19 protein-coding genes and 3 pseudogenes are annotated in these 21,491 nt (G+C 71.9%); 14 read left to right on the top strand and 8 right to left on the bottom strand.

From position 1 onward, the window contains the following. Positions 1–109 precede the first annotated feature (109 nt). The gene (locus tag ACIBB8_RS08635) at positions 110–463 is read right to left on the bottom strand and encodes a DUF6204 family protein (RefSeq protein ID WP_398949806.1); all 354 of its coding nucleotides are present in this window, start codon (positions 461–463) and stop codon (positions 110–112) included. 66 nt (positions 464–529) lie between these two features. Here ACIBB8_RS08635 and ACIBB8_RS08630 point away from each other — a divergent pair. The 3 genes and pseudogenes from ACIBB8_RS08630 to ACIBB8_RS08620 all read left to right on the top strand — a co-directional run. Beyond that, a pseudogene (locus ACIBB8_RS08630) lies at positions 530–679 on the top strand (arginase family protein); the annotation flags it as partial. 201 nt (positions 680–880) lie between these two features. Beyond that, the gene (locus ACIBB8_RS08625; RefSeq protein WP_398949804.1) at positions 881–2,851 is read left to right on the top strand and encodes a DUF5107 domain-containing protein; all 1,971 of its coding nucleotides are present in this window, start codon (positions 881–883) and stop codon (positions 2,849–2,851) included. A 28-nt stretch (positions 2,852–2,879) separates the two neighbouring features. After that, a complete protein-coding gene (locus ACIBB8_RS08620; protein ID WP_398949802.1) occupies positions 2,880–3,422 on the top strand; it encodes an AAA family ATPase in 543 nt (180 codons plus the stop codon). A 27-nt stretch (positions 3,423–3,449) separates the two neighbouring features. On the opposite strand, the gene ACIBB8_RS08615 is transcribed toward ACIBB8_RS08620, so the two are convergent. Continuing rightward, a complete protein-coding gene (locus ACIBB8_RS08615; protein WP_398949800.1) occupies positions 3,450–3,803 on the bottom strand; it encodes a VOC family protein in 354 nt (117 codons plus the stop codon). A 66-nt stretch (positions 3,804–3,869) separates the two neighbouring features. After that, on the bottom strand, positions 3,870–4,679 hold the full coding sequence (locus tag ACIBB8_RS08610) for a class I SAM-dependent methyltransferase (RefSeq protein ID WP_398949798.1): 810 nt from the start codon (positions 4,677–4,679) through the stop codon (positions 3,870–3,872). Positions 4,680–5,019: 340 nt separating this feature from the next. Between ACIBB8_RS08610 and ACIBB8_RS08605 the strand changes: the two genes are divergently transcribed. Together ACIBB8_RS08605 and ACIBB8_RS08600 are read left to right on the top strand one after the other, a co-directional pair. Further along, positions 5,020–6,288 carry an aminotransferase class I/II-fold pyridoxal phosphate-dependent enzyme gene (locus ACIBB8_RS08605; RefSeq protein WP_398949796.1) on the top strand — a complete coding sequence of 423 codons (1,269 nt, stop codon included), beginning with the start codon at positions 5,020–5,022 and terminating at the stop codon, positions 6,286–6,288. 101 nt (positions 6,289–6,389) lie between these two features. Next, a complete protein-coding gene (locus ACIBB8_RS08600; RefSeq protein WP_398949794.1) occupies positions 6,390–7,589 on the top strand; it encodes an MBL fold metallo-hydrolase in 1,200 nt (399 codons plus the stop codon). Here the strand turns inward: ACIBB8_RS08600 and ACIBB8_RS08595 are convergent. The 3 genes from ACIBB8_RS08595 to ACIBB8_RS08585 form a co-directional block, all read right to left on the bottom strand. Next, positions 7,579–8,199 carry a DedA family protein gene (locus ACIBB8_RS08595; protein ID WP_398949791.1) on the bottom strand — a complete coding sequence of 207 codons (621 nt, stop codon included), beginning with the start codon at positions 8,197–8,199 and terminating at the stop codon, positions 7,579–7,581. The genes ACIBB8_RS08600 and ACIBB8_RS08595 overlap by 11 nt on opposite strands. Beyond that, the gene (locus tag ACIBB8_RS08590) at positions 8,196–8,978 is read right to left on the bottom strand and encodes an MBL fold metallo-hydrolase (RefSeq protein WP_398949789.1); all 783 of its coding nucleotides are present in this window, start codon (positions 8,976–8,978) and stop codon (positions 8,196–8,198) included. The genes ACIBB8_RS08595 and ACIBB8_RS08590 overlap by 4 nt, the downstream gene beginning before the upstream one ends. A 103-nt stretch (positions 8,979–9,081) precedes the next feature. Next, entirely contained in the window at positions 9,082–9,264 is a 183-nt protein-coding gene (locus ACIBB8_RS08585) for a hypothetical protein (RefSeq protein ID WP_398949787.1), read from the bottom strand. Here ACIBB8_RS08585 and ACIBB8_RS08580 point away from each other — a divergent pair. The 7 genes and pseudogenes from ACIBB8_RS08580 to secD all read left to right on the top strand — a co-directional run. Continuing rightward, a pseudogene (locus ACIBB8_RS08580) lies at positions 9,194–10,081 on the top strand (aldehyde dehydrogenase family protein); the annotation flags it as partial. The gene ACIBB8_RS08585 and the pseudogene ACIBB8_RS08580 sit on opposite strands and share 71 nt — an antisense overlap. Positions 10,082–10,233: 152 nt before the next feature. After that, the gene (locus tag ACIBB8_RS08575; protein WP_398949785.1) at positions 10,234–10,638 is read left to right on the top strand and encodes a hypothetical protein; all 405 of its coding nucleotides are present in this window, start codon (positions 10,234–10,236) and stop codon (positions 10,636–10,638) included. Between the two features lie 96 nt (positions 10,639–10,734). Then, a complete protein-coding gene (locus ACIBB8_RS08570) occupies positions 10,735–12,858 on the top strand; it encodes an alkaline phosphatase family protein (RefSeq protein WP_398949783.1) in 2,124 nt (707 codons plus the stop codon). A gap of 78 nt (positions 12,859–12,936) precedes the next feature. Continuing rightward, a complete protein-coding gene (ligA, locus tag ACIBB8_RS08565) occupies positions 12,937–15,051 on the top strand; it encodes an NAD-dependent DNA ligase LigA (RefSeq protein WP_398949781.1) in 2,115 nt (704 codons plus the stop codon). A gap of 183 nt (positions 15,052–15,234) precedes the next feature. Then, complete coding sequence (locus ACIBB8_RS08560) at positions 15,235–16,059, top strand: rod shape-determining protein (RefSeq protein ID WP_398950096.1); 825 nt, start codon at positions 15,235–15,237, stop codon at positions 16,057–16,059. A 113-nt stretch (positions 16,060–16,172) separates the two neighbouring features. Continuing rightward, on the top strand, positions 16,173–16,637 hold the full coding sequence (locus ACIBB8_RS08555) for a hypothetical protein (RefSeq protein WP_398949779.1): 465 nt from the start codon (positions 16,173–16,175) through the stop codon (positions 16,635–16,637). Between the two features lie 53 nt (positions 16,638–16,690). Beyond that, a complete protein-coding gene (gene secD / locus ACIBB8_RS08550; protein ID WP_398949777.1) occupies positions 16,691–18,994 on the top strand; it encodes a protein translocase subunit SecD in 2,304 nt (767 codons plus the stop codon). A 114-nt stretch (positions 18,995–19,108) separates the two neighbouring features. On the opposite strand, the gene ACIBB8_RS08545 is transcribed toward secD, so the two are convergent. Beyond that, positions 19,109–19,906: a helix-turn-helix domain-containing protein gene (locus ACIBB8_RS08545; protein WP_398949775.1), complete on the bottom strand. Its 798-nt coding sequence runs from the start codon at positions 19,904–19,906 to the stop codon at positions 19,109–19,111. A gap of 61 nt (positions 19,907–19,967) precedes the next feature. Here ACIBB8_RS08545 and ACIBB8_RS08540 point away from each other — a divergent pair, with 61 nt between their 5' ends. Then, positions 19,968–20,273: a 4a-hydroxytetrahydrobiopterin dehydratase gene (locus tag ACIBB8_RS08540; RefSeq protein WP_398949773.1), complete on the top strand. Its 306-nt coding sequence runs from the start codon at positions 19,968–19,970 to the stop codon at positions 20,271–20,273. 115 nt (positions 20,274–20,388) lie between these two features. On the opposite strand, the pseudogene ACIBB8_RS08535 reads toward ACIBB8_RS08540, so the two are convergent. After that, positions 20,389–20,597, bottom strand: a pseudogene (locus ACIBB8_RS08535) (LysR family transcriptional regulator); the annotation flags it as partial. A gap of 92 nt (positions 20,598–20,689) precedes the next feature. Between ACIBB8_RS08535 and ACIBB8_RS08530 the strand changes: the two are divergent. After that, entirely contained in the window at positions 20,690–21,433 is a 744-nt protein-coding gene (locus ACIBB8_RS08530) for a class I SAM-dependent methyltransferase (protein ID WP_398949771.1), read from the top strand. The last annotated feature ends 58 nt before the right edge of the window (positions 21,434–21,491 follow it).

Here is a 21,491-nt window from a genome sequence, read left to right as displayed (position 1 = left end):
TTGGCGCAGTCGCCGGCAGCATCCCGGGCGGCGGCGCCCCTCGTCAGGAATCCGGCCGGTCAGAGGTCGGGCAGTGGCATGAAGGGGCCGGCGGGCTCTCGATGCGGCGTCACGCCGGGCCCGCTGCCCGCCGCCCCTTGTAATTGATCTTCATGGTGTCCATGTCCGTTGCGGTGGAGCGCAGTTCGCGGAAGCCATAGCCGTATTCCCCCAGTGCCGTCGCCGCCCGGTCCTCGGCGATCGCCGACGCCATCTCCTCGCCGTCCTCGGCGTCCGACACGACCACATACCGGAAGCTGAAGTGCTTGAGCACCGCGTCGTAGGTGAGTGAACCCTCCTCGGTGAACTGCATCGCCGCCAGGCCGTGCTGCTCGACCTCGGCCAGCAGTCGGGCGCGTGCCTCGTCCGTGAGGCCGTCAAAGGTGCCGCGCACGATCACTCGGTAGGTGTGCTGGGTGCCCATCGTGTCCTGCCGCCTTCATCGCATGAGTCGTCGATGATCAAGGCTACGACGGCGAGGATGAACGGCATACGGAATATTGCCGTTGTCGACGCCCCGTCCGACCTCAGGCTGCGGCCGCCCGCTCCCGGCTGCTACCAGCCGACCGGTGCACTGCGCGAGCAGCGGATCGTGCAGAGGCTCGGGGCGCTGGAGGGCGGCGTCGTCCGCTCGCCGCGCTGTGTCGGCCTCGACGTCACGGTGTACGACACCGATCTCGACCCCGACGGCACCGCCGGAGCGCTGCTCGCCGACCAGCTGGCGGCGGCTTTTGCCGAAGTCTGACGGCTGCGCCCCTGGTCGGGGCGGCTTCCAGCGTGTTCCATGGTCATCGGGGGGCGGCCGGACCTGCGGCGGCCCGCGCGAGGGAGCGAGGTTGCCTTGGCCACGACCGTACGACGTGCCGTACTGACTCTGCCCGCCGCACCGCTGGGCCCGGAGAACCCGCTGCCGGCGCTGCGGCCGCTCGACGAGATGCATGTCGTCGACGACCGGGCCCGCGCAGGACTGCCGCGTGACATGGCACGGCAGATCGGCTACGAGCCACTGGGCACCGTCCTGCCGGTCCGCATCCTCGACGGATACGGGCGCGAGCGCACGCCCACCGGCCTGGACGCGATCATCATCGAGAACGACCGGCTGCGGGCCACCGTCCTGCCCGGGCTCGGCGGTCGGATCCACTCCCTCCACCACAAGCCGACCGGCCGCGAACTGCTTTACACCAACCCCGTCCTGCAGCCCGCCGACTTCGCACTCAACGGCGCCTGGTTCTCCGGCGGCATCGAGTGGAACATCGGCGCCACGGGGCACACCACGCTGTCCTGCGCCCCGGTGCATGCCGCCCGTGTCGCTGCCCCCGACGGCGGCGAGATGGTCCGGCTCTGGGAGTGGGAGCGACTGCGCGACCTCCCGTTCCAGGTGGATCTGTGGTTGCCGCAGGACTCCGATTTCCTCCATGTCGGCGTACGGATACGCAACCCGCACGAGCACACCGCGCCCGTCTACTGGTGGTCCAACATCGCCGTCCCGGAAGGCGAGCGCACCCGGATCCTGGCCCCTGCCGACGAGGCCTGGCACTTCGGTTACGAACGGACACTGACCCGGGTTCCCGTCCCGGTGACCGGTTCCGTCGACCGTACGTACCCGCTGCTCAGCGACTTCCCCGCCGACTATTTCTACGAAGTGCCCGACGGCGCCCGCCGCTGGATCGCCTCCCTCGACGCCGAGGGCCAGGGCCTCGTCCAGACCTCCACCGACCTGCTGCGTGGCCGCAAGCTCTTCGTCTGGGGCAACGGGCCCGGCGGACGCCGCTGGCAGCAGTGGCTCACCGAACCCGGCACCGTCGGCTACGCGGAGATCCAGGCCGGACTGGCCCGCACCCAGCTGGAGCACATTCCGCTCGAACCAGGCGCCGAGTTCAGCTGGCTGGAGTCCTACGGTCCGCTGTCCGCGGACCCCCGGGTCGTGCACGGCGCCGACTGGACCGCGGCTCGTGCCGAGACCGAACAACGGCTGGCCGAGGCGATGCCGCGGGCCGACGTCGATGCCGCGTACGCGGCCTGGCGCCCGTACGCCGACACCGAGCCCGGCGAGTCCCTCGCCACCGGCTCCGGCTGGGGCGCCCTCGAAGTCCGGCGCGCCGGATACAAGCTCCCCGGCACGCCGTTCGCCGATTCCACCCTGGGTGAGCAGCAGGCGCCCTGGCTGCACCTGCTCGACCGGGGCGGTTTCCCCGAACCGCGCCGCGTGGCGCCGCCAGGACCGTCGCTGGTCTCCGCGCACTGGCGGGACATGCTGGAGACGGCAGCCGCCGAACCTCTCGCCGAGTACCACCTCGGCGTCGCCCAGTGGCACGCCGGCGACCGCGCCCAGGCGGTCCGCAGCTGGGAACGCGGTCTCGCCCTCGCGTCGTCCCGCTGGCCGCTGCTGCGCTGCCTGGCCGTCGCCGCCCAGGAGGGCGGCCAGCGCGACCGGGCGGCCGACCTCTACACCGAGGCGTTCGGTGACCTGTGCGCGGAGGCCCGGGACGACGGCGATGTCTGGACGGCGGCCACCGCCGCTCTCGGCCGCGAGGCGATCGAGGCGCTGCTGGCGGCCGGGCGGACCGAGGACGCCCGGACGGTCTGGACCGGGCTGCGCCCGGCGATCCAGCAGCGCGGCCGGTTCCGCCTGCTGGAGGCCCGGCTCCTGCTGGCCGAGGGAGACTGCGCCGCCGCCCGTGCCGTCTTCGACGAGGGCTTCGAGGTCGCGGACCTTCGGGAGGGGGCGGAGATCCTCGACGAGGTGTGGTCGGCGCTCACCGACGAGCCACTGCCCGATGTGTACAACTACCGGATGCGTCCAAAGAGTTGAACAGGAGCACCGAGGAGGGGAGCGGCGCGTGATCGTCTGGGTGAACGGGGCGTTCGGCAGCGGCAAGACCACACTGGTGGCCGAACTGCACCGGCGGTGGCCCGAGGCCCTCGTCTACGATCCCGAGCAGATCGGTTACGTCCTGCGGGACATCGTTGAGGTGCCGAAGGGCAACTTCCAGCATCTGCCGCTGTGGCGAAGGCAAGTTGCCTCGATGGCCATCGGGCTGGTCGAGGAGTACGGGCGGCCCGTCCTGGCCCCGATGACGGTCGTTGATCCGCAGTACGCGGACGAGATCTTCGGAGCCCTGGAAGCAGCTGGAGTGAGAGTCCATCACTTCTTCCTCGAGGTGCCCGCCCATGTCCTGGAACAACGGATCGATGTCCGGGTCGTCGCGCCGGACGACCCCGTACGCGACGAGGCCGCCCGGCGGTGGTGCAGGGCGCAGATCGCGCAGTGTGTGGCCGCGGTCGACACGCTGCGGGCCGGGACGGTGCTCCTGGACGGCGAGCGGCCCACGCGCGAACTGGCGGACGAGGTGCTGACGCACGTGGGAGCGGAGTCGCGGTAGGGGGCGCCGCGGCCGGAACCTGCCGGGTCAGACGGGCAGGTTCCGGTCGACGTACTCGAAGACCGAGCCGTCCGGATGGACGGCGATCAGGTTCCGGCCGGCCGGAGTCGGCACCGGGCCCGCGACGATCCGGGCGCCGACCCGGACAAGGGCCTCGTGGGCGTCGTCGACGTTCTTCACCGCGATCGTCGCCGTCACCTTGCGCAGGATCTCAAGCTCCGACTCGGGGCCGCTCATCAGCAGAAAGCAGCTGATCGCGGCGACCGAGACCCCGCCGCGCTCGAAGAGCAGCGCCGAACTGGCCGTGAGGTCCTCGTAGAAGGCCACCGCGGCCTCCAGGTCATCGACGCAGATACGCAGCGTGGTTCCCAGAATTTCCATGCGGAAAAGGGTAGTTGGCGGGTCGGGCCCATGTGATCGATTCCATCTGCCGGGCGTTGGCCGGTGTCAGGCGCGGCAGAGCACCTCGCCGTGCGGGACCATGAACCATGCGTCGTCCTGCTCGCCCCAGGTGCGCCAGGCCGCCGCGATGTCGGTCAGCTGTCCGGCGGTCGCGTGGCCGCCGTCCACGGCCAGCTTCGCGTACATCGAGCCGACCGTGCGGTCCGCCCACAGGCCGCTCCACCAGGCGCGGTTCTCCGGCGTGGCGTAACACCAGGTGGCGGCTGACGGGCTGATCTCGGTGAAGCCGGCCTGCCGCGCCCAGGAGAGCAGTCGCCGGCCCGCGTCCGGCTCACCGCCGTTGGCGCGGGCCACTCGTCCGTACAGCTCCTGCCACGCGTCCATGACGGGCATGTCCGGGTACCAGGTCATCGCCGCGTAGTCGCTGTCGCGGGCCGCGACGATGCCGCCGGGACGGCAGACCCGCCTCATCTCGCGCAGAGCCTGGACCGGGTCGCCCACGTGCTGCAGCACCTGGTGGGCGTGCACCACATCGAAGGAGTCGTCGGGGAAGTCCAGGGAGTGCACATCGGCGGTGGTGAACTCGACGTTGTCCAGGCCGCGTTCGCCGGCGACCTCGGCGGCCTGGTCCAGGATCTCGCGGGTGGTGTCGACGGCGGTCACCCTGCCGGGGGCGACCAGTGCCGCCAGATCCGCGGTGATGGTGCCGGGTCCGCAGCCGACGTCCAGCACCGCCATGCCGGGCCGGAGTTCGCTGATCAGATAGGCCGCCGAGTTGGCGGCAGTGCGCCAGCGGTGCGAGCGCAGTACCGATTCGTGGTGGCCGTGGGTGTAGACGGCGGTCTCCTTCGGCATGGCTGTGCGTCCTTTCTCGGAGCGTGATGCGAAGCGCTGAGCGATACGCCAAACGTACGCCGAGATGTCGGATGGTGAGATATGTGTCTTGATATCTGGAACTGCAGGCGATGGCTCACACAGGCATCGGGCAGGGTGGCGGACCGGGTTCGGTTCCCCACCGAGGTCGAACCCCTGCTCGGACGGTCCGGTCGTGACCCGAGGGCGGCGCACCGGCGACTCTGCCGGGCGGGCGGTGTCGCTCAAACCTCCGTATAAAGGGCCCTGGGAGCGTGACGGCACAAGGCAGGGCGAGCCGGAGCCGGACAGGGTGACGGAGCGGCAGTGAAGGAGACCCGGGATGGCGCGGGAGCGGACCGAGCGGGCCGGGCCGGAAGGGGACGCCGGGCGTGTCCCGTGGACCCCTCGGGAGGATCGCGGGCCCGTACGCTACGGGCCGCCCGCCCCCGATCCGGGTCTGCCCGTGCTGCCCGAGCTGGCCGGTGTGGTCGCCGCGGCAGCAGGGCGCAGCGAGCCCGAACCGACCGGTGGCGGCGAACCCCTGCGCGAGGCGGCCGCCGCCTACTGGACCCGGCGCGGGCTGCGCGGCGGACCGGAATGCGTCGCCGCCGCCCCCGGCGCCTCGCCGCTGCTGCTCGCCCTGATCGCCGCGCACGGAGGTGACGTCCTCACGCCGCGCCCCTGTCCCGCCACCTGGATCCCGCAGGCCCGGCTGCTCGGCCGGCCCGCCTACCATGTGCCGACCCCCGCCGAGTGCGGCGGCGTGCCCGACCCGTACGCACTGCTGGAGACCGTACGAAGGGTGCGTGCCGAAGGCGGCCGTCCACGGCTGCTGCTGATCTCCGTCGTCGACGACCCGACCGCCACCGTCGCCCCACCGGAACTCGTCCGCGAGGCGTGCGAGGCAGCCGTCGCCGAAGGGATGCACATCGTCAGCGACGAGACCTGGCGCGACACCCTCCACCGCCCCCACGACACGGTCCTGCTCAGCCCGGCCGAGATGTGCCCCGACGACGTCACCGTCGTCTGCGATCTTGCCGGGGCGCTGACCCCGTCCGCCTGGCCGGTCGCGGTCGCCAGATTCCCGGACACCGAACGGGCGGCGGTGCGGCACGCCCGTACCCTCGACATCCTCACCGCCCTGGGCGCCCTCGTCGCGGGCCCAGTCGCCGCCGCGGCCGCCCACGCGCTGAGCGAACCGGAGGCCGTCACAGCCCGGGTCCGCCGGGCCACCGCGCTGCACGCGCAGGTCGCCGCCGCGGCCCACCGGGCGGTGCTCGCCGCGGGCGCGCTGGCCCGGCCCCCGCAGGCGGGCCGCCACCTCTACGCCGACCTGGGGCCGCTCCGGGCCCGGCTGGCCACCCGCGGCGTCACGGACTCCCTGGAACTGGAGGAGTACCTCACCGAACGCCTCGGCGCGCCCACCCCCGGCGGCCACCGCTTCGGGGACGAACTGGGCGCGCTGCGGGTGCGGCTGGGCACCGGACCGCTGCTCGGATCAAGCCCGGAGCAGCAGATGGAGTCCCTCACTGCGGTGGAGCCCCTGAAATTGCCGCATGTCGCCCGAGCGCTGAGCATTTTCGGAACAGCCCTCGACGAACTCCGATGACGAACCGAACTCCGATGACGTACGCGCCGATGTGCCGACGACGCACCGGCATACGTGAGCGCTGACGTACCGACGACGCCTTCCGGGACGGGAGTACTTCGATGACGGAACAGACCGGGCGCTCCGATGCCGGGGCCGCGCCTTCGGCCCCCCGCTCCGATGCCGGGGCAGCGCCTTCGGCCCCCCGCTCCGATGCCGGGGCAGCGCCTTCGGCCCCCCGCGGCGAGATCGTCCCGCCGCGCCCCCTCGGTGAGGTGCGGGTCTGGCCCGCCGGCTTCGCCGACCGGCTCACCGCCCCGCTCCCGGGTGTCAGGGGCATGCCCAGACTGGCCCGTGAGCGCGCCATGCGGCCCAATGCGGAGGGGCTGCGCGGCATCCACCGGCTGCCGTACGCCCCGGAACCGCTGCCTGCCACCGACGCGGGTACGACCTCCGTCACCTGGGCCGGGCATGCCAGCTGGATCATTCGCACGGGCGGGCTGACCATCCTCACCGACCCCGTCTGGTCCCGCCGCATCCTCGGCACACCCGCCAGGATCACGCCCGTCGGTGTCCGCTGGGAGGACCTGCCGCCCGTCGACGCGGTCGTCATCAGCCACAACCACTACGACCATCTCGACGCCCCCACCCTGCGCAGGCTGCCGCGCGACACCCCGCTGTTCGTCCCCGCGGGGCTCGGCCAGTGGTGCCGTCGCCGCGGCTTCTCCTGCGTCACCGAGCTCGACTGGTGGGAGTCGGCGGTGCTGCGCGGCGTCCGCTTCGACTTCGTGCCCTCCCACCACTGGTCCAAGCGGACCCTCACCGACACCTGCCGCTCTCTGTGGGGCGGCTGGGTCGTCCACGCCATCGACGGCGGCGACGGGCAGCGGGTCTACTTCGCCGGGGACAGCGGCTACGGGCACTGGTTCACGGAGATCGGCCGCCGCCACCCCGGGATCGATCTGGCCCTGCTGCCGATCGGGGCCTACGAACCGCGCTGGTGGCTCGGCGACGTGCACACCGACCCGGAGGAGGCCGTGCAGGCGTACGAGGATCTCGGCGCCCGCGCGATGGCGCCGATGCACTGGGCGACGTTCCTGCTCTCCGCGGAGCCCGTACTCGAGCCCCTCACCCGGCTCCGTACCGCCTGGCGGCGCGCCGGACATCCGCGCGAACACCTGTGGGACCTGCCGATCGGTGGCTCCCGGCTGCTGGACGGGACCCATGCCCCGCGGACATCCCGCACCCCGCAGACGCACCGCACCCCGCAGACGCACCGCACCCCGCACATCCCCTGGGCGCCCCGGGGCATCAGTGGCTGAACCGGGCCCGCATCCTGCGCCACACCGCGGGAGAACCACTGATCAGCAGCGTCAGCCCGACCGCCGCCACGACGCCCTGCCACGGCTTCGGGAACAGTGAACCGCCCAGAATGCCGATCAGCTGATAGGTCGCCGCCCACGCCAGACAGGCCGGTATGTCCCCACGCGCGAACCTCCGCAGCGGCATGCGCCCCAGCAGACACGCCAGCATCACCGGAATCCGCCCGGCCGGCACCAGCCGCGACAGCACCAGCACCACCGCACCGTGCTCGTCCAGCTTTTGCTGAGCCTGCGCAAGCTGTTCCGGCGCCGCCCGGTCACGGATCGCCCGCAGCCACTTCGAGCCGTTCTTCGACCGCACCCCGCGCTGCCCCAGCCAGTACAGACAGATGTCCCCGAGGAACGCCGCCGCCGACGCCACCCCGAACACCACCAGCAGCGCGAACGGGTCCGCCTGGTGGAACGCCACCACGGCCGCCGAACTCACCAGCGCGCCCGTCGGCACCACCGGCACCAGTGCACCCAGCGCCACCAGCAGGAACAGGGACGGATAGCCGACGGCCTGCTGTGTCGACTCAGGGGGCAGCTGTCTCACGACCTCCAAGATCACCTGGCGGCCTCCGGCCGCACGTGCTCGCCGTGGGTCAGCTGGTGCACCGCCACGTCCGGCGCCAGCAGCGCCGCCTTCCGGACGAACTCGTCACCCGGTGAGTGGAACTCGTGCGGCCGGACCCCGTCCATTCCGATCGGCCAGTACGTGCCGTAGTGCACCGGCACGGCCGAGCGCGGCGCCAGCCGGACCAGCGCCTGCGCGGCCCGGCCCGCGTCCAGATGAGTGTGGCCGAGATACGGGCCCCAGCCGCCGACCGGCAGCAGCGCCACATCCACCGGGCCGACCGCCTCCGCCATTTCGTCGAACAGCCCGGTGTCTCCGGCGAAGTAGGTGCGGGCCTCGCCCTCGACGACATAGCCCAGGGCAGGGGAGCGGTGCGGGCCCACCGGGAGCCGTCGGCCGTCGTGCCGCGCCGGGACGGCCCGCACCAGAAGCTCACCGACGCGCACCTCGTCCCCCGCGGCCACCTCGGTGATCCGCAGCCCGCGCGCGCTGCGCAGCACCCGCAGCCCCGGCACGGAACGGACGGCGCCCACCGGCACGATCAGCCGGGTGCCGGGGGCGAGACGGGCCAGCGACGGCAGATGCAGGTGGTCGGAGTGCAGATGGGAGACGAGGACGACGTCCGCGACGGTGGCCTCGGGGCCCGGCAGCGCACCCCGGCGGCGGCGCAGATGCGCGAAGCGGCGTACGAAGAGGGGGTCGGTCAGGACGCGGACTCCGGAGTCCGCGATGGTGCAGGTGGCATGACCCCACCAGGTGACTTCCACCGGCACCGTCTGTCTCCCGTCCGTCGTAGCTCGCTGTTCCGGTCCCTTGAGCGTAGTGCCGGAGTGGGTGGGGGCGGACGCCTCCGGCCGGTGAACCGCAGAGGCGCCCTCAGTCCGTCAGCCCCAGCGCCCCCGCTGCCTGGATCGCCAGCCAGACCTCCGCCAGGGCTCCTGTCGACGCGAGATCGCGGTCGGCCAGCGCCCCGAATCGCCGCAGCCGGTACGTCATCGCCGAGATCATCGGCGGCGTAGAGGAGGAGCTGGAGCTGCCCCGCGGCATCTTCAACGTCATCTGCGGCGACCGTGAGACCGGCAGGATGACGGTGGAGCACCCCACCCCGGCGATGGCGTCCATCACCGGTTCGGTCCGGGCCGGCATCCAGGTCGCGCAGAGCGCTGCCAAGGACGTCAAGCGCGTTCACCTCGAGCTCGGTGGCAAGGCCCCGGCCGTCGTCTTCGAGGACGCCGACCTGGAGAAGGCGGTCGAGGACCTGATCGTCGGCGGCTTCTTCAACGCCGGCCAGGACTGCACCGCCGCGACCCGCGTCCTGGTCCAGGAGTCCGTCCACGACGCGTTCGTCGCTGCCCTCGCCAAGGCCGCCGCCGACACCAGGACCGGGCGGCCGGACGACGAGGACGTGGTCTACTTCCCGCTCAACAACGCGGGTCAGCTCGCCCAGGTCAGCGGCTTTATCGACCGCCTCCCCGCCCACGCCAGGGTCGAGGCGGGCGGCCACCGGGTTGGCGAGAAGGGCTATTTCTACGCCCCGACGGTCGTCTCCGGTCTGCGGCAGGACGACGAGATCGTCCAGAACGAGGCCTTCGGACCCGTCATGACCGTCCAGTCGTTCACGGACGAGGCCCAGGCCGTGGAGTACGCGAACGGCGTCGACTACGCCCTCGCCTCCTCCGTATGGACCAAGGACCACGCACGGGCGATGCGGATGTCCAAGAACCTCGATTTCGGCTGCGTCTGGATCAACACGCACATGGCGCTCGTCGCCGAGATGCCGCACGGCGGCTACAAGCAGTCGGGCTATGGCAAGGACCTCTCCGCGTACGGATTCGAGGACTACACGCGCATCAAGCACGTCATGACCTCGCTCTGACCTGCCCCTCCATGCGCCCCCGCCCCGGGTCCCGCCCGGCGCCGGGGGCGCGTGTGCGTGCCGGCACGTACCCCTCCCGCCCTGACATGCGCCTTTTTGTGCGGGAGCCGGAGGGGTAGGGTCGCGTGCACGCCTAGCAGGGGGGAATGCCCATGGAGGACGTACGGGTGGCGGCCATCGCCAGTCTCACGCCGCTGGAGGAGCTCGACAGCGACCCGTTCCTCGTGGACACGCGCAGCCAGCACGCCCTGTGCGCCCGCTGGGCCGCGGACAAGGGCTATGTCGTCACGCGGCAGTTGCGGTTCTACGGGCTGCGCCCCGACCACCACGCTCTGTGGGCGGATGTCGACGACGGCGATGTCGACCTCTTCGTGGCACCCAACGACCGGGTGCTCGCCCGGGCACTCACCTCGGTGCCGGAGTTCGCCGCGGAGTGCGAGCGGCGAGGCGTACGCCTGGAGTTCGCCGGTTTCGACGAGCCGTCGTACAGCTCCCGTACGAAGGCGAGCGTGCACCGCAGGCTCTCCATGCCGACCGCCGGATACGACGGCTGCTGACCGGCGCCCGCCCCGGGCTCCGTGCCGTGCGAACCTGCTGTGAAAAGCTGGGGTCGGGTCCGGAACGGCAGGGCCGACGTGTGAGGTGGGAACGGCGTGAGTGACGGGCGATGGCGTACGGCCGGCAGCGCCCTGATGCGAGTGATCGTGGTGTGGGGCGTCTCGACCCTCACCATGCTGATACTCGCCGGGATTCTGCCCGACTTCCAGCTCCAGTCGGACAACGGCGACAGCTTCACCAAGATCGCGTTCACCGCTGCCTGGGGCGCCGGCGCGTTCGGTCTGCTCTCCGCACTGGTCTGGCCGGTCGTCGTGCGGGCGCTGCTCATCGTGCCCGCCTTCGTCCTCGGGATGCTGGTCTTCTTCCTCAACGGCTCGCTGCTGCTCGTCGCCCTGCGGCTCATCCCGGACGGGCGCGGCGCAGTCAACCCGGAGACCGCGGTCGTCGTCGCCGCCGTGATGTCCGCCGTCGCCTCCGCGACCTCCACCGCACTCGCCGTCCGCGACGACAACGCCTACCGCCGCAGGCTCTCCCGCCTCGCCGACCGGCGCCGCCGTCGCAGCGGCGGGGACGGTGGCCGCAGCGGACCGCCGGGCACGGTCTTCATCCAGCTCGACGGTGTCGGCCACGACGTTCTCGCGCGGGCCGCCGCGGGCGGTCTGATGCCCACCGTCGCCAACTGGCTCGCCGATGGGTCGGGCCACCGGCTCACCCCGTGGCGCACCGACTGGTCCAGCCAGACCGGCGCCAGCCAGCTGGGCATCCTGCACGGCAGCAACTTCGACATCCCCGCCTTCCGCTGGTACGAGAAGGAGACCGGCGACGTCATGGTCTCCAGCAGACCCGCGAGCGCCCTCGAACTGCAGCGCCGCGCCATCGTGCGCACCCGTGACGGCGGGCTGCTCACCCTCGACGGCGCCAGCCGCGGAAACCTCTTCAGCGGCGGCGCGGACCAGCTCGCCCTCGTCCTGTCGATGGCTGCCCGGCGGGGCAAGGGGCGCCGCTCCCGGGCCGGTTACTTCGCGTATTTCTCCGACCCGGCGAACGCCGTCCGTACCGCCCTGTCGTTCGTCGCCGAGGTCGGCCGGGAGATCGGCCAGTCGACCCGGGCGCGGATCCGGAAGGACGCACCCCGGATCAAGCGCGGCGGGCTCTACCCCTTCATCCGTGCCTTCGCGACCGTCGTCGAGCGCGACGTGGTGGTCGCGGCGCTCATCGGGGACATGTTCGCCGGACGCACCGCCGTCTACGCCGACCTCGTCGCGTACGACGAAGTGGCGCACCACTCCGGGCCCCACAGCCGCGACGCGGACAAGGTCCTCGTGCGCCTGGACCGTTCCCTCGCCCTGATCGTCAAGGTCGCCGAACATACCCCTCGCCGCTACCGGATCGTGCTGCTCTCCGACCACGGACAGAGCCCGGGGGAGACCTTTGCCGGGGCGTACGGGCTGACGCTCAAGGACCTGGTACGGGCGGGCTGCGGGCTGCCCGTACCCCGGCGGGCGCAGCGTACGAAGAGCGGCTCGGAGGCGCGGGACGCGGTACGGATCGCTTTGCACCGGCCCGTCGAGGAAGGCGAGGCGGAACTCCCCGCGACCCCGTCCGGCCCGGTCGTCCTCGCATCCGGCAACCTCGGCCTGATCTCCTTCCCCGACATCGACGGGCGCGCGACCCGCGAACAGCTCGACCGCCGGCATCCCGCGCTGCTGAGCACCCTCGCCAACCACCCCGGCATCGGCTTCCTGCTGGTCCGCAGTGAGCTGCACGGATCGGTGGTGCTGGGGCGTGGCGGCGCACAGACACCGGTGTCGGAACTGGCGGACGGGGAAGGACTGCTGGAGCCGTTCGGGCCGGGCGCGGCGGACGCGGTGCGGCGCACCGACACCTTCCCGCATGTCGCCGATGTGATGGTCAACTCGATGTACGACCCCGCCACGGGCTGTGTGCATGCCTTCGAGGAACAGATCGGCTCCCACGGCGGGCTGGGAGGTGAGCAGTCCCGGCCGTTCCTGCTCCACCCGCGCACCATGTCGGAGCCGGTGACCTCCCGCAGATCGGCGGGGCCGGGTGCGGACGGTGCGGAGCTGGTGGGGGCCGAGCAGGTGCACGAGGTGCTGCGCCGCTGGCTGCGGGAGTGTTCCGGACCGCAGGTACCGCTGACTTCGGACGGCGCCGATGATTCCGGCGGGGCGGACGGGACGGCGGCGGAGGCCGGCTGAGAGCCTGTCGGGCGACCTCCGCCCGATCAGAGGTCGCCCGAGAGGCTCTGAGGGGCATTGTCAGTGGTGGACGGCAGGATGGTGCCCATGACGAACTCAGCTGTTGTGCTCGCCGATGCCGCCTCCTACGGCGCCGCGGTCGAAGAAGCGTCGGCGGCCGCCGCCGCGTACTACGCCGCGGGCGAGAGCACGCTCGACGACGACGCGTACGACCGGCTGGTGCGCGGGATCGCCGCATATGAGGAGGAGCACCCGCAGGACGTGCTGGCCGCCTCGCCGACCGGCAAGGTGGCCGGCGGCGCCGCGGGCGGGGACGTACCGCACACGGTGCCGATGCTCTCCCTGGACAACGTGTTCTCCGCCGAGCAGTTCGCCACTTGGACGGCGTCCCTGGAGCGCCGGATCGGCAGACCGGTCGCCGCGTGGAGTGTGGAGCCCAAGCTCGACGGGCTGGCGGTCGCCGCCCGCTACCGGTCGGGCCGCCTGGAGCGCCTGATCACCCGGGGCGACGGCACGGCGGGCGAGGACGTGTCGCATGCGGTCGGCACCGTCGTCGGGCTTCCGGAACAGCTCGGCGAGCCGGTGACGATAGAGGTCCGCGGCGAGATCCTGATGACGAACGAGCAGTTCGAACAGGCCAACACGGCCCGCACCGAGCACGGCGGCGACCCCTTCGCCAACCCGAGGAACGGCGCCGCGGGCACCCTCCGCGCCAAGGACCGCCCCTACACGGTCGAGATGACGTTCTTCGCGTACGGCGCCCTGCCGCTGCCCGAGTCCGGCGCGCTGACCGACACGCTGGCCGGACTCCCGCACAGCGAAGTCCTCAGGTACGTGGCCGGGCTCGGCGTGCACACCGCGGCCGACACGGATGTGGCGCCGCGCACCGTCACCACGGTCGAGGAGGTGCAGGCCCGGGTCGAGGAAATCGCCGCGCTGCGCGCCTCGTTGCCGTTCGGTATCGACGGCATCGTGATCAAGGCCGATCTCGCGGCCGACCAGCGCGAGGCCGGTTCGGGCACCCGGGCGCCGCGCTGGGCCATCGCGTACAAGCTCCCGGCCGTCGAGAAGGTCACCCGGCTCCTCGGCGTCGAGTGGAACGTCGGCAGGACCGGCATCATTGCCCCGCGCGCGGTACTGGAACCCGTCGAGATCGACGGATCGACTGTGAGTTACGCCACGCTGCACAACCCGGCCGACATCACCCGCCGCGATCTGCGTCTGGGCGACCGGGTGATGGTCTACAAGGCCGGCGACATCATCCCCCGCATCGAGGCGCCGGTCGCCCATCTGCGGACCGGCGACGAGCAGCCCATCGTCTTCCCCGAGACGTGTCCGCAGTGCGGTTCCGAGATCGACACGAGCGAGCAGCGCTGGCGCTGTGTCCGGGGCCGCGACTGCCGCCTCGTCGCCTCCGTCTCGTATGCGGCGGGCCGCGACCAGCTCGACATCGAGGGCCTCGGCGCGACCCGTGTCGTCCAGCTCGTCGATGCCGGGCTGGTCACCGACTTCGCCGATCTCTTCACGCTCGAACGCGAGCAGCTGCTCGGCCTGGAGCGGATGGGCGAGACGAGCACCGACAACCTCCTGGCCGCCATCGAGACGGCGCGTACCCGCCCGCTCTCCCGGGTCTTCTGCGCCCTGGGCGTCCGGGGCACGGGGCGTTCCATGTCGCGGCGTATTGCCCGCTACTTCGCCAGCATGGACCGGATCCGCGCCGCCGACGTCGACACGCTCCAGCAGGTCGACGGCATCGGCAAGGAGAAGGCCGCCGGGGTGGTCGCGGAGCTGGTTGAGCTCGCCCCGCTGATCGAGAAGCTGGTCGCCGCCGGAGTCACCATGGTGGAGCCCGGCGCGACGCCGCCGCCGGAGCCCGGCGAGGAACACACGGACGCGGCTGCCGCCATCGCGGACGGCGAGACGGCCGCCGAACGGCCGCTGGACGGAATGACCGTGGTCGTCACCGGGGCCATGACCGGAGCGCTGGAGAAGCTCTCCCGGAACCAGATGAACGAGCTGATCGAGCGGGCCGGCGGGAAGTCCTCGTCCAGCGTCTCCAAGCGCACCACGCTGCTCGTCGCCGGCGAGAAGGCCGGGTCCAAGCGCACCAAGGCGGAGGACCTCGGCGTGCGGATCGCCGCACCGGACGAGTTCGCCGAACTGATCGCCGAGTTCCTGCCGTCGGAGGTGTGAGGGGCTCATATGCGCCAGCCCGTCCGCGAGGGCGGACGGGCTGGCGCGCCGAGCCCTTGGATTTTGCCTGAGAGTGGCTTTCTTTGCCTTCTTATTGCATAGTGAGGGCTCGGTCATGCCTCGCTATCGGCGAGCCGACGAGTGTGTGAACGGCTGCTGCGGCAGGCCGGGGGATGAGGGATGATGCATTCTCCGCACGACGGACTGCGACACGGCCGGTCCGTCCGCAAGGGATACCGCGGTGTCACCCGCGGACTCGCCCTCGACCTCGGCAGTTCCCGCACGCGCGCCTGGATCCCCGGACTCGGCATCGTCACCGACGCCGAGTCCACCGGCGATCCCGAGGGTGGGCGCGGTCACGGCCGTCCGGTCCGGCGCGGGCGCATCGTCGACCCCGAGTCCTGCGGCCGGATGCTCAGCCGCATCGCCGACACGGCACTGGGCGCCGACCGCAGCGAGACCCTGATCGTCCTCAGCCACCCGGTCCTCGCCGGGCCCGAACACCGCGCCGAGGCGCGGGAGCTCCTCGCCGCACTCGGGCCGACGAGCGTCATCGTGCTGAACAGCGCCAGGGCCGCCGCCGCATACGCCGGGCCGCAGGACGGCGGCCCGCTGCTCGTCGTCGACATCGGCGCCGAGCTGACCGAGGTCACCCTCCTGGTCGACGGAATGGTCCGGGATGCCCGCGAGGCCGAGACCGGACTCAGCGACCTCGGACCCGCCGAGCCGCCCACCGCCGTCGTCCGCACCGCGCTGGACATGATCATGGAGATGTGGCAGCAGGACCGGCACGGCGCGGTCCTCGGAGCCCTGCGCAAGGGACCGTTGCTCGCCGGAGGCGGTGCCCTGCGCCCCGACATCACCAACCGGATCGCCGTCCGCCTCGGGGTTCCGGTGCGGCTCGCCGACGACCCGGCCACCACCGTGGTCCGTGGCGCGGGGCTGATCCTCAGCTCCGCGCTCCGGCACGCCGCCATGGCACCGGCCCTGCCCGGCCTGGCGAGGTGACCCCCCTCCCGGGGCCGCCCCCGGGGAACGCACCCCCGAGAGGGCGACCGGACAGCCCGGCACACCGTACGGCGCGCCGAGGGAGCGCGACAGCGGCCCGTCAGGCCCTGGTCGTGTTCCTCCTCGTCGTGCTCGCCGTCGTCGGCGGCGCGTCCGCGGCCGTCGCGGCCGCCGGAGCCGTAACCCCGCCACGCTCTCTGTCCGGTCCGTCGCCCGCCGCCGCGCACACGGCCGTCGTTCCGCCGTCCGCCCAGCACACCGACCGGACCGCCCGCACGCACGACACCCGGCAGACCCACACGGCCACGGCAGGCCACGACCGCACAGCTCTCCCGGCCGTTCCCCGCCCCTGGGTCGCCACCGACCACATCCGCATCCAGCACCAGCTGCCGCCGCCTGGCCCCGGCGGCGCCCTGCTGCCGGGGACGCCCGGCATCCTCGTACCGCTTCCGGCCCGGCAACGGGCCCCGGACACCCCTTCCTTCGCAGCCGATCCCTTCCGCGTGGCGCTCCCCGGCGTACGCGGCCCTCCGAGGACGGACCGTTCCCCCGGCCACCGTTCTGCTCGACAGACCTGACGCCGTGTCCTCGCCGAGGCGAGTGCGGCCGACGTCCCTCTCGGAGGATTTCCATGACTCGCGCCACCACGGTGCGAGCGGTTCTGGCTGCGGCCGTGCTGCTCGTCTCCGTGCTCATCACGCTGACCATGTCACCCAGATTCGGCCTCGATCTTCAGGGCGGCACCAGGATGGTGCTCCAGGCCAAGGACTCCGCCACCACGAAGGCGGACCGGGAGAGCACCGACCGAACCGTTGAGGTGCTCCGCCAGCGCATCGACTCGCTCGGCGTCGCCGAACCGACCCTGACCCGGTCCGGAGAGGACCGGATCATCGTCGAGCTGCCCGACGTCCAGGACCCGCGCAAGGCCGCCGAAGTCATCGGCAAGACCGCCCAGCTCAGCTTCCACGCCGTCCAGGGACCCGGCACGGAACAGGAGAAGGGAAAGGCCGACGGGCTGACGCTGCCCGACGAGGAGGGCCGCCCTCTCGCCCTCGGCCCGGCCCGGCTCACCGGCGCGGGCGTCAAGGACGCCGGGGCCTCCTTCGATGCCCAGCAGGGCGCCGGCTGGACCGTCTCCCTCGACTTCCACAAGGGCGCGGGCCGGGACTGGACCCGGCTGACCGGCGAAGCCGCCTGCCATCCCGTTCAGGACGATCGGCGGCGGGTCGCGATCGTCCTCGACGACCAGGTGATCTCCTCGCCCCAGGTCGCCCCGTCCGTCGGCTGCAACGTCGGCCTTCCGTCCGGCTCCACACAGATCACCGGCTCCTTCGGCGCCGACGAGGCCCGCGATCTTGCGCTGCTCATCAAGGGCGGCGCGCTGCCCCTTCCCGTCGAGATCGTCGAACAGCGGACCGTCGGTCCGACACTCGGCGCCGCCGCCATCGACGCCAGCGCCCAAGCCGCCCTCATCGGCGCCGCCGCCACCGCCCTCTTCATCACGTTCGTCTACCGGTTCTTCGGCGCCCTCGCCGCGATGGCCCTGGCCGCGTACGGAGTCATCTCGTACGCCGCGCTGGTCGCTCTCGGCGTCACCCTCACCCTCCCCGGACTCGCTGGATTCGTCCTCGCCATCGGGATGGCGGTCGACGCGAACGTGCTGGTCTTCGAACGGGCCAGGGAGGAGTACGCGGAACGTCCCGGCCGCTCCCTGCGCTCCGCGATGACCGCCGGATTCCGTAACGCCTGGAGCGCGGTCGCCGACTCCAACGTCACCACCCTGATCGCGGCCGGTCTGCTCTTCTTCCTCGGCTCGGGACCGGTCAAGGGCTTCGGAGTCACGCTCGCCATCGGTGTTCTCGCGTCGATGTTCTCGGCGCTCGTCATCGCTCGCGCCCTCACCGAGATCGCGTCCCGCTCGCGGTTCGTCAGCGACTACCGGGGCGTCAACGGCATCGCCCGCCCCGGCCGGGTACGGACCTGGCTGGCCCGCCGTGATCCGCAGCTGTTCCGGTCACCCCGCCGTTGGCTGCTGATCTCCACGGCGCTGATCGCCGTCGCGGTCCTCGGTATCGTCGTACGGGGTGTCAATCTGGGCGTGGAGTTCACCGGAGGCCGGCTCGTCGAGTACTCCACCAGCCGGCCCGTGGACGTGGAGACCGCCCGCACTGCCCTGGCTGACGCGGGGTTCGGCGACGCCGAGGTCACCACGGCGGGCGCGGGCGACCTCTCCGTACGTACCGGGGACCTCAGCAACGACGAGGAGCACGCCCTGCGTGCCGTCCTTGCCGAGGAGGGCGGCCACACCACCAAGGTTCGCGACGAACTCATCGGACCCAGCCTCGGCGACGAACTGCGGCGCAACGCGCTGATCGCGCTCGCCATCGCCGTCCTGGTGCAACTCGGGTATCTGGCGGTCCGGTTCCGCTGGACGTTCGCCCTGGCATCGGTCGCCGCGCTCGTCCATGACGTCATCATTCTGATCGGCGCGTTCGCCTGGCTCGGCCGCACCGTCGACGGCATCTTCCTGGCCGCACTCCTCACCGTCATCGGCTACTCCGTCAACGACTCGGTGGTCGTCTTCGACCGGGTCCGCGAACTGTGGGCGAAGGCGCGCCGCGTACCCGTGGCGACCATCGCCAACCGCGCCGTCCTGCAGACCGTTCCCAGAACCGTCAACACCGGCATGGGCGCCCTCTTCATCCTGGCCGCTCTTGCCGTGCTGGGCGGCGACTCCCTCGCGGACTTCGCGCTCGCCCTGCTCATCGGTATCTGCGTCGGCACGTACTCCTCGGTCCTGACGGCCGTACCGGTCGCACTCACCCTGGAGAAGAGCAGCAAGGCCCCGCCGCCCGCCCGCAAGCGGGCCCCCGGGCGCACGTCCGGCGCGCGGACGAAACGCCGGGACCCGCTCGACAACGGGGCGCGTGTGTAACCGCTTCGCGCTCCCGCAGCGTGCCGCCCCCGCCTACCGAGGCGGGGGCGGCACACGTCGCGGCGGTCCTGCGTTCCGCCCGCCCCCGCCAAGTGACGCACCGGATGCGGACCGTCAGGACGGGAGCGACCTCAGATACGCGGCGGTCTCCTGATCGGCGGGCAGAAACGTCTCGATCGCCAATTCGGCCACCGTCACATCCATCGGCGTATTGAACGTCGCGATGGAGGAGACGAACGAGAGCACCCGCCCGTCGTGCTCGATCACCATCGGCAGCGCGAACGGCAGTGCCGACGGCTCGTCCTGCCCGTCGGCGCTCTTCGGCAGGGGATAGGCCGCGACCTCCTCGTACAGCTCACGCAGCTCCGCCGAACGGGCCAGTGCGATCTGACGTTCCATCTGCGCCAGCAGGTCGGCCCGCCATTCCGGAAGATTACGGATCCGCGGAGCCAGGCCCTCGGGGTGGAGGGTGAGCCGCATGGCGTTGAGCGGAGGTGCGAGCAGGTGCTCGGCCACCCCCTCCAGCATCATGGCGATACCCCGATTGGCGGCCACCACGTTATATGTCCCGTCGACGACGAGCGCCGGATACGGGTCGTACCCTCGCAACAGCTGCTCCATGCCCTCGCGCAGCGTACCCATCGCGGGATCGTCGAGCGCGGTCTCCGCGTAACGGGGCGCATAGCCGGCCACCACCAGTAGGGCATTGCGTTCCCTGACCGGTACATCGAGATGCTCGGCCAGCCGGAGGATCATCTCCTCGCTGGGGCGGGAACGGCCCGTCTCGATGAAGGAGATGTGGCGGGCCGAGGAGTCCGCGCGCAGCGCCAGCTCCAACTGGCTCAGTCGGCGCTGCTCCCGCCAACTGCGCAGCAGTGGCCCTACCCCTGTGTCAAGCGCGACAGTTGTCATACGGAGACCGTAACGTCACCGGCACCGCCCATCGGTATCGACCTTGTGAGGGAGTCGCACCATGCCCGCCGAACCGCTGTCGCAGAAAGAGATCGAGGACCGGCTGCGCGAGCTGCCCGGCTGGGCGCTGGAGGGAGACCGGATCACCCGCAGATACCGGTTCCGTTCGCACTTCGCCGCCGCCGGACTCACCATCCATGTCGCGCAGATCCAGGAGGAGCTGAACCACCACTCCGATCTGACGCTCGGCTACAACACCGTCTCCCTGTCGGTGAACACGCACGACGCGGGCGGGGTGGTCACCGAGCACGACCTGGAACTCGCCGCGCGCGTGGAGGCGATTGCCGCGGGGCACGGCGCGGTGTGACGGAGCGGGGGCGCCGCGCTCGTCGGGGCGCCCCCACCCCGAAACGGGGGTGCGCGGCGAGCCGGCGCGGGTACGCCGGCTCAGCGCTGACCCGGCGACCGGCCGGGTCACCAGGCGCGGTGCCGAGCACCAACTTGCCGAGCGGGGTGGGGTGGGCGCCGGTATGGTCCGGGTCGAAGAGCGGCCCGCCGAATGCCTTCTCGATCCTCCGCAGTTGAGCGCTCGGAGCGGGCTGGGCGAGCCCCGACGCGGCTGCCGCCGTGGTGAGGCCACCATGTCGGCGATGGCACATGCGGTCCGTAGCCGGCGTAACTCCAGCTCGATGAACACAAGTTATGCGGCCCGGCCGAACCGGCAATACACGCCTGTCGCTGATCTGTTCAGCGATACGGGGCGGTTGCCCTACAGTCGCCCTCATGCTGGATTACAACGCTGAGGCGGCTGCATACGACGCGACGCGTGGCGGTGTGCCCCGCGCCGAGGCGGCGGCACGCGCGCTGCTCGGGCTGGTCCCGGAGTCCGCCCGCACACTGCTGGACATCGGCTGCGGTACGGGACTGGTCACCGAGCGGATGGCACTGGCCCGGCCTGCACTGCGGGTGCTGGGCACCGATGCCTCGTACGGCATGGTGCGGTTCGCGCGGCAGCGGATCGGCGCCGTGGCGCTGGCCGACGCACGGCGGCTGCCGCTGCCCGCCGCCGCGGTCGACGCCGTGGGCACCGTCTGGCTGCTGCATCTGCTGCGGGGGGCGGGTGACGTGCGGGCGGTGGTGTCCGAGGCGGCACGGGTGCTGCGGGCCGGCGGTGTGTTCGTCACCACGGTCGACAAGGACGCAGCGCACGACGTGGGCAGCGACATCGATGAGCTGTTCGCGCCGTACCTGCGTCCCAGCCCGTCCGACCCCGAGGAACTGGTCGTCGCGTACGGGGCGGAGGCCGGGCTCGATGTGGTGGGGGAGAACCGATTCCTCGGACACGGGCAGGGGCGGACGCCGCGCAGTGCTGCGCATGCTGTGCGTGCCGGCTACTTCGTCTCACGTCTGGAGGTGCCGGGGGCGGCGGCGGACGAGCTGGCGTCGGCGCTCCTGGCGCTGCCCGAGCCGGACCGGCCGCGCCCCGAGCCGGAGTACCGGCTGCTGGCGTTCCGGCGCAGGGGCTGAAGTCCCGCGGGGTCGGGGGTCGTCCGGGGCCGCATCGCAGGACCCCGAGTTCGCGGTG

The organism is Streptomyces sp. NPDC051286 (assembly GCF_044455345.1).
In the GTDB taxonomy this organism is placed as follows: Bacteria; Actinomycetota; Actinomycetes; order Streptomycetales; family Streptomycetaceae; genus Streptomyces.
This window is presented reverse-complemented; position numbering and strand designations above follow the sequence as displayed.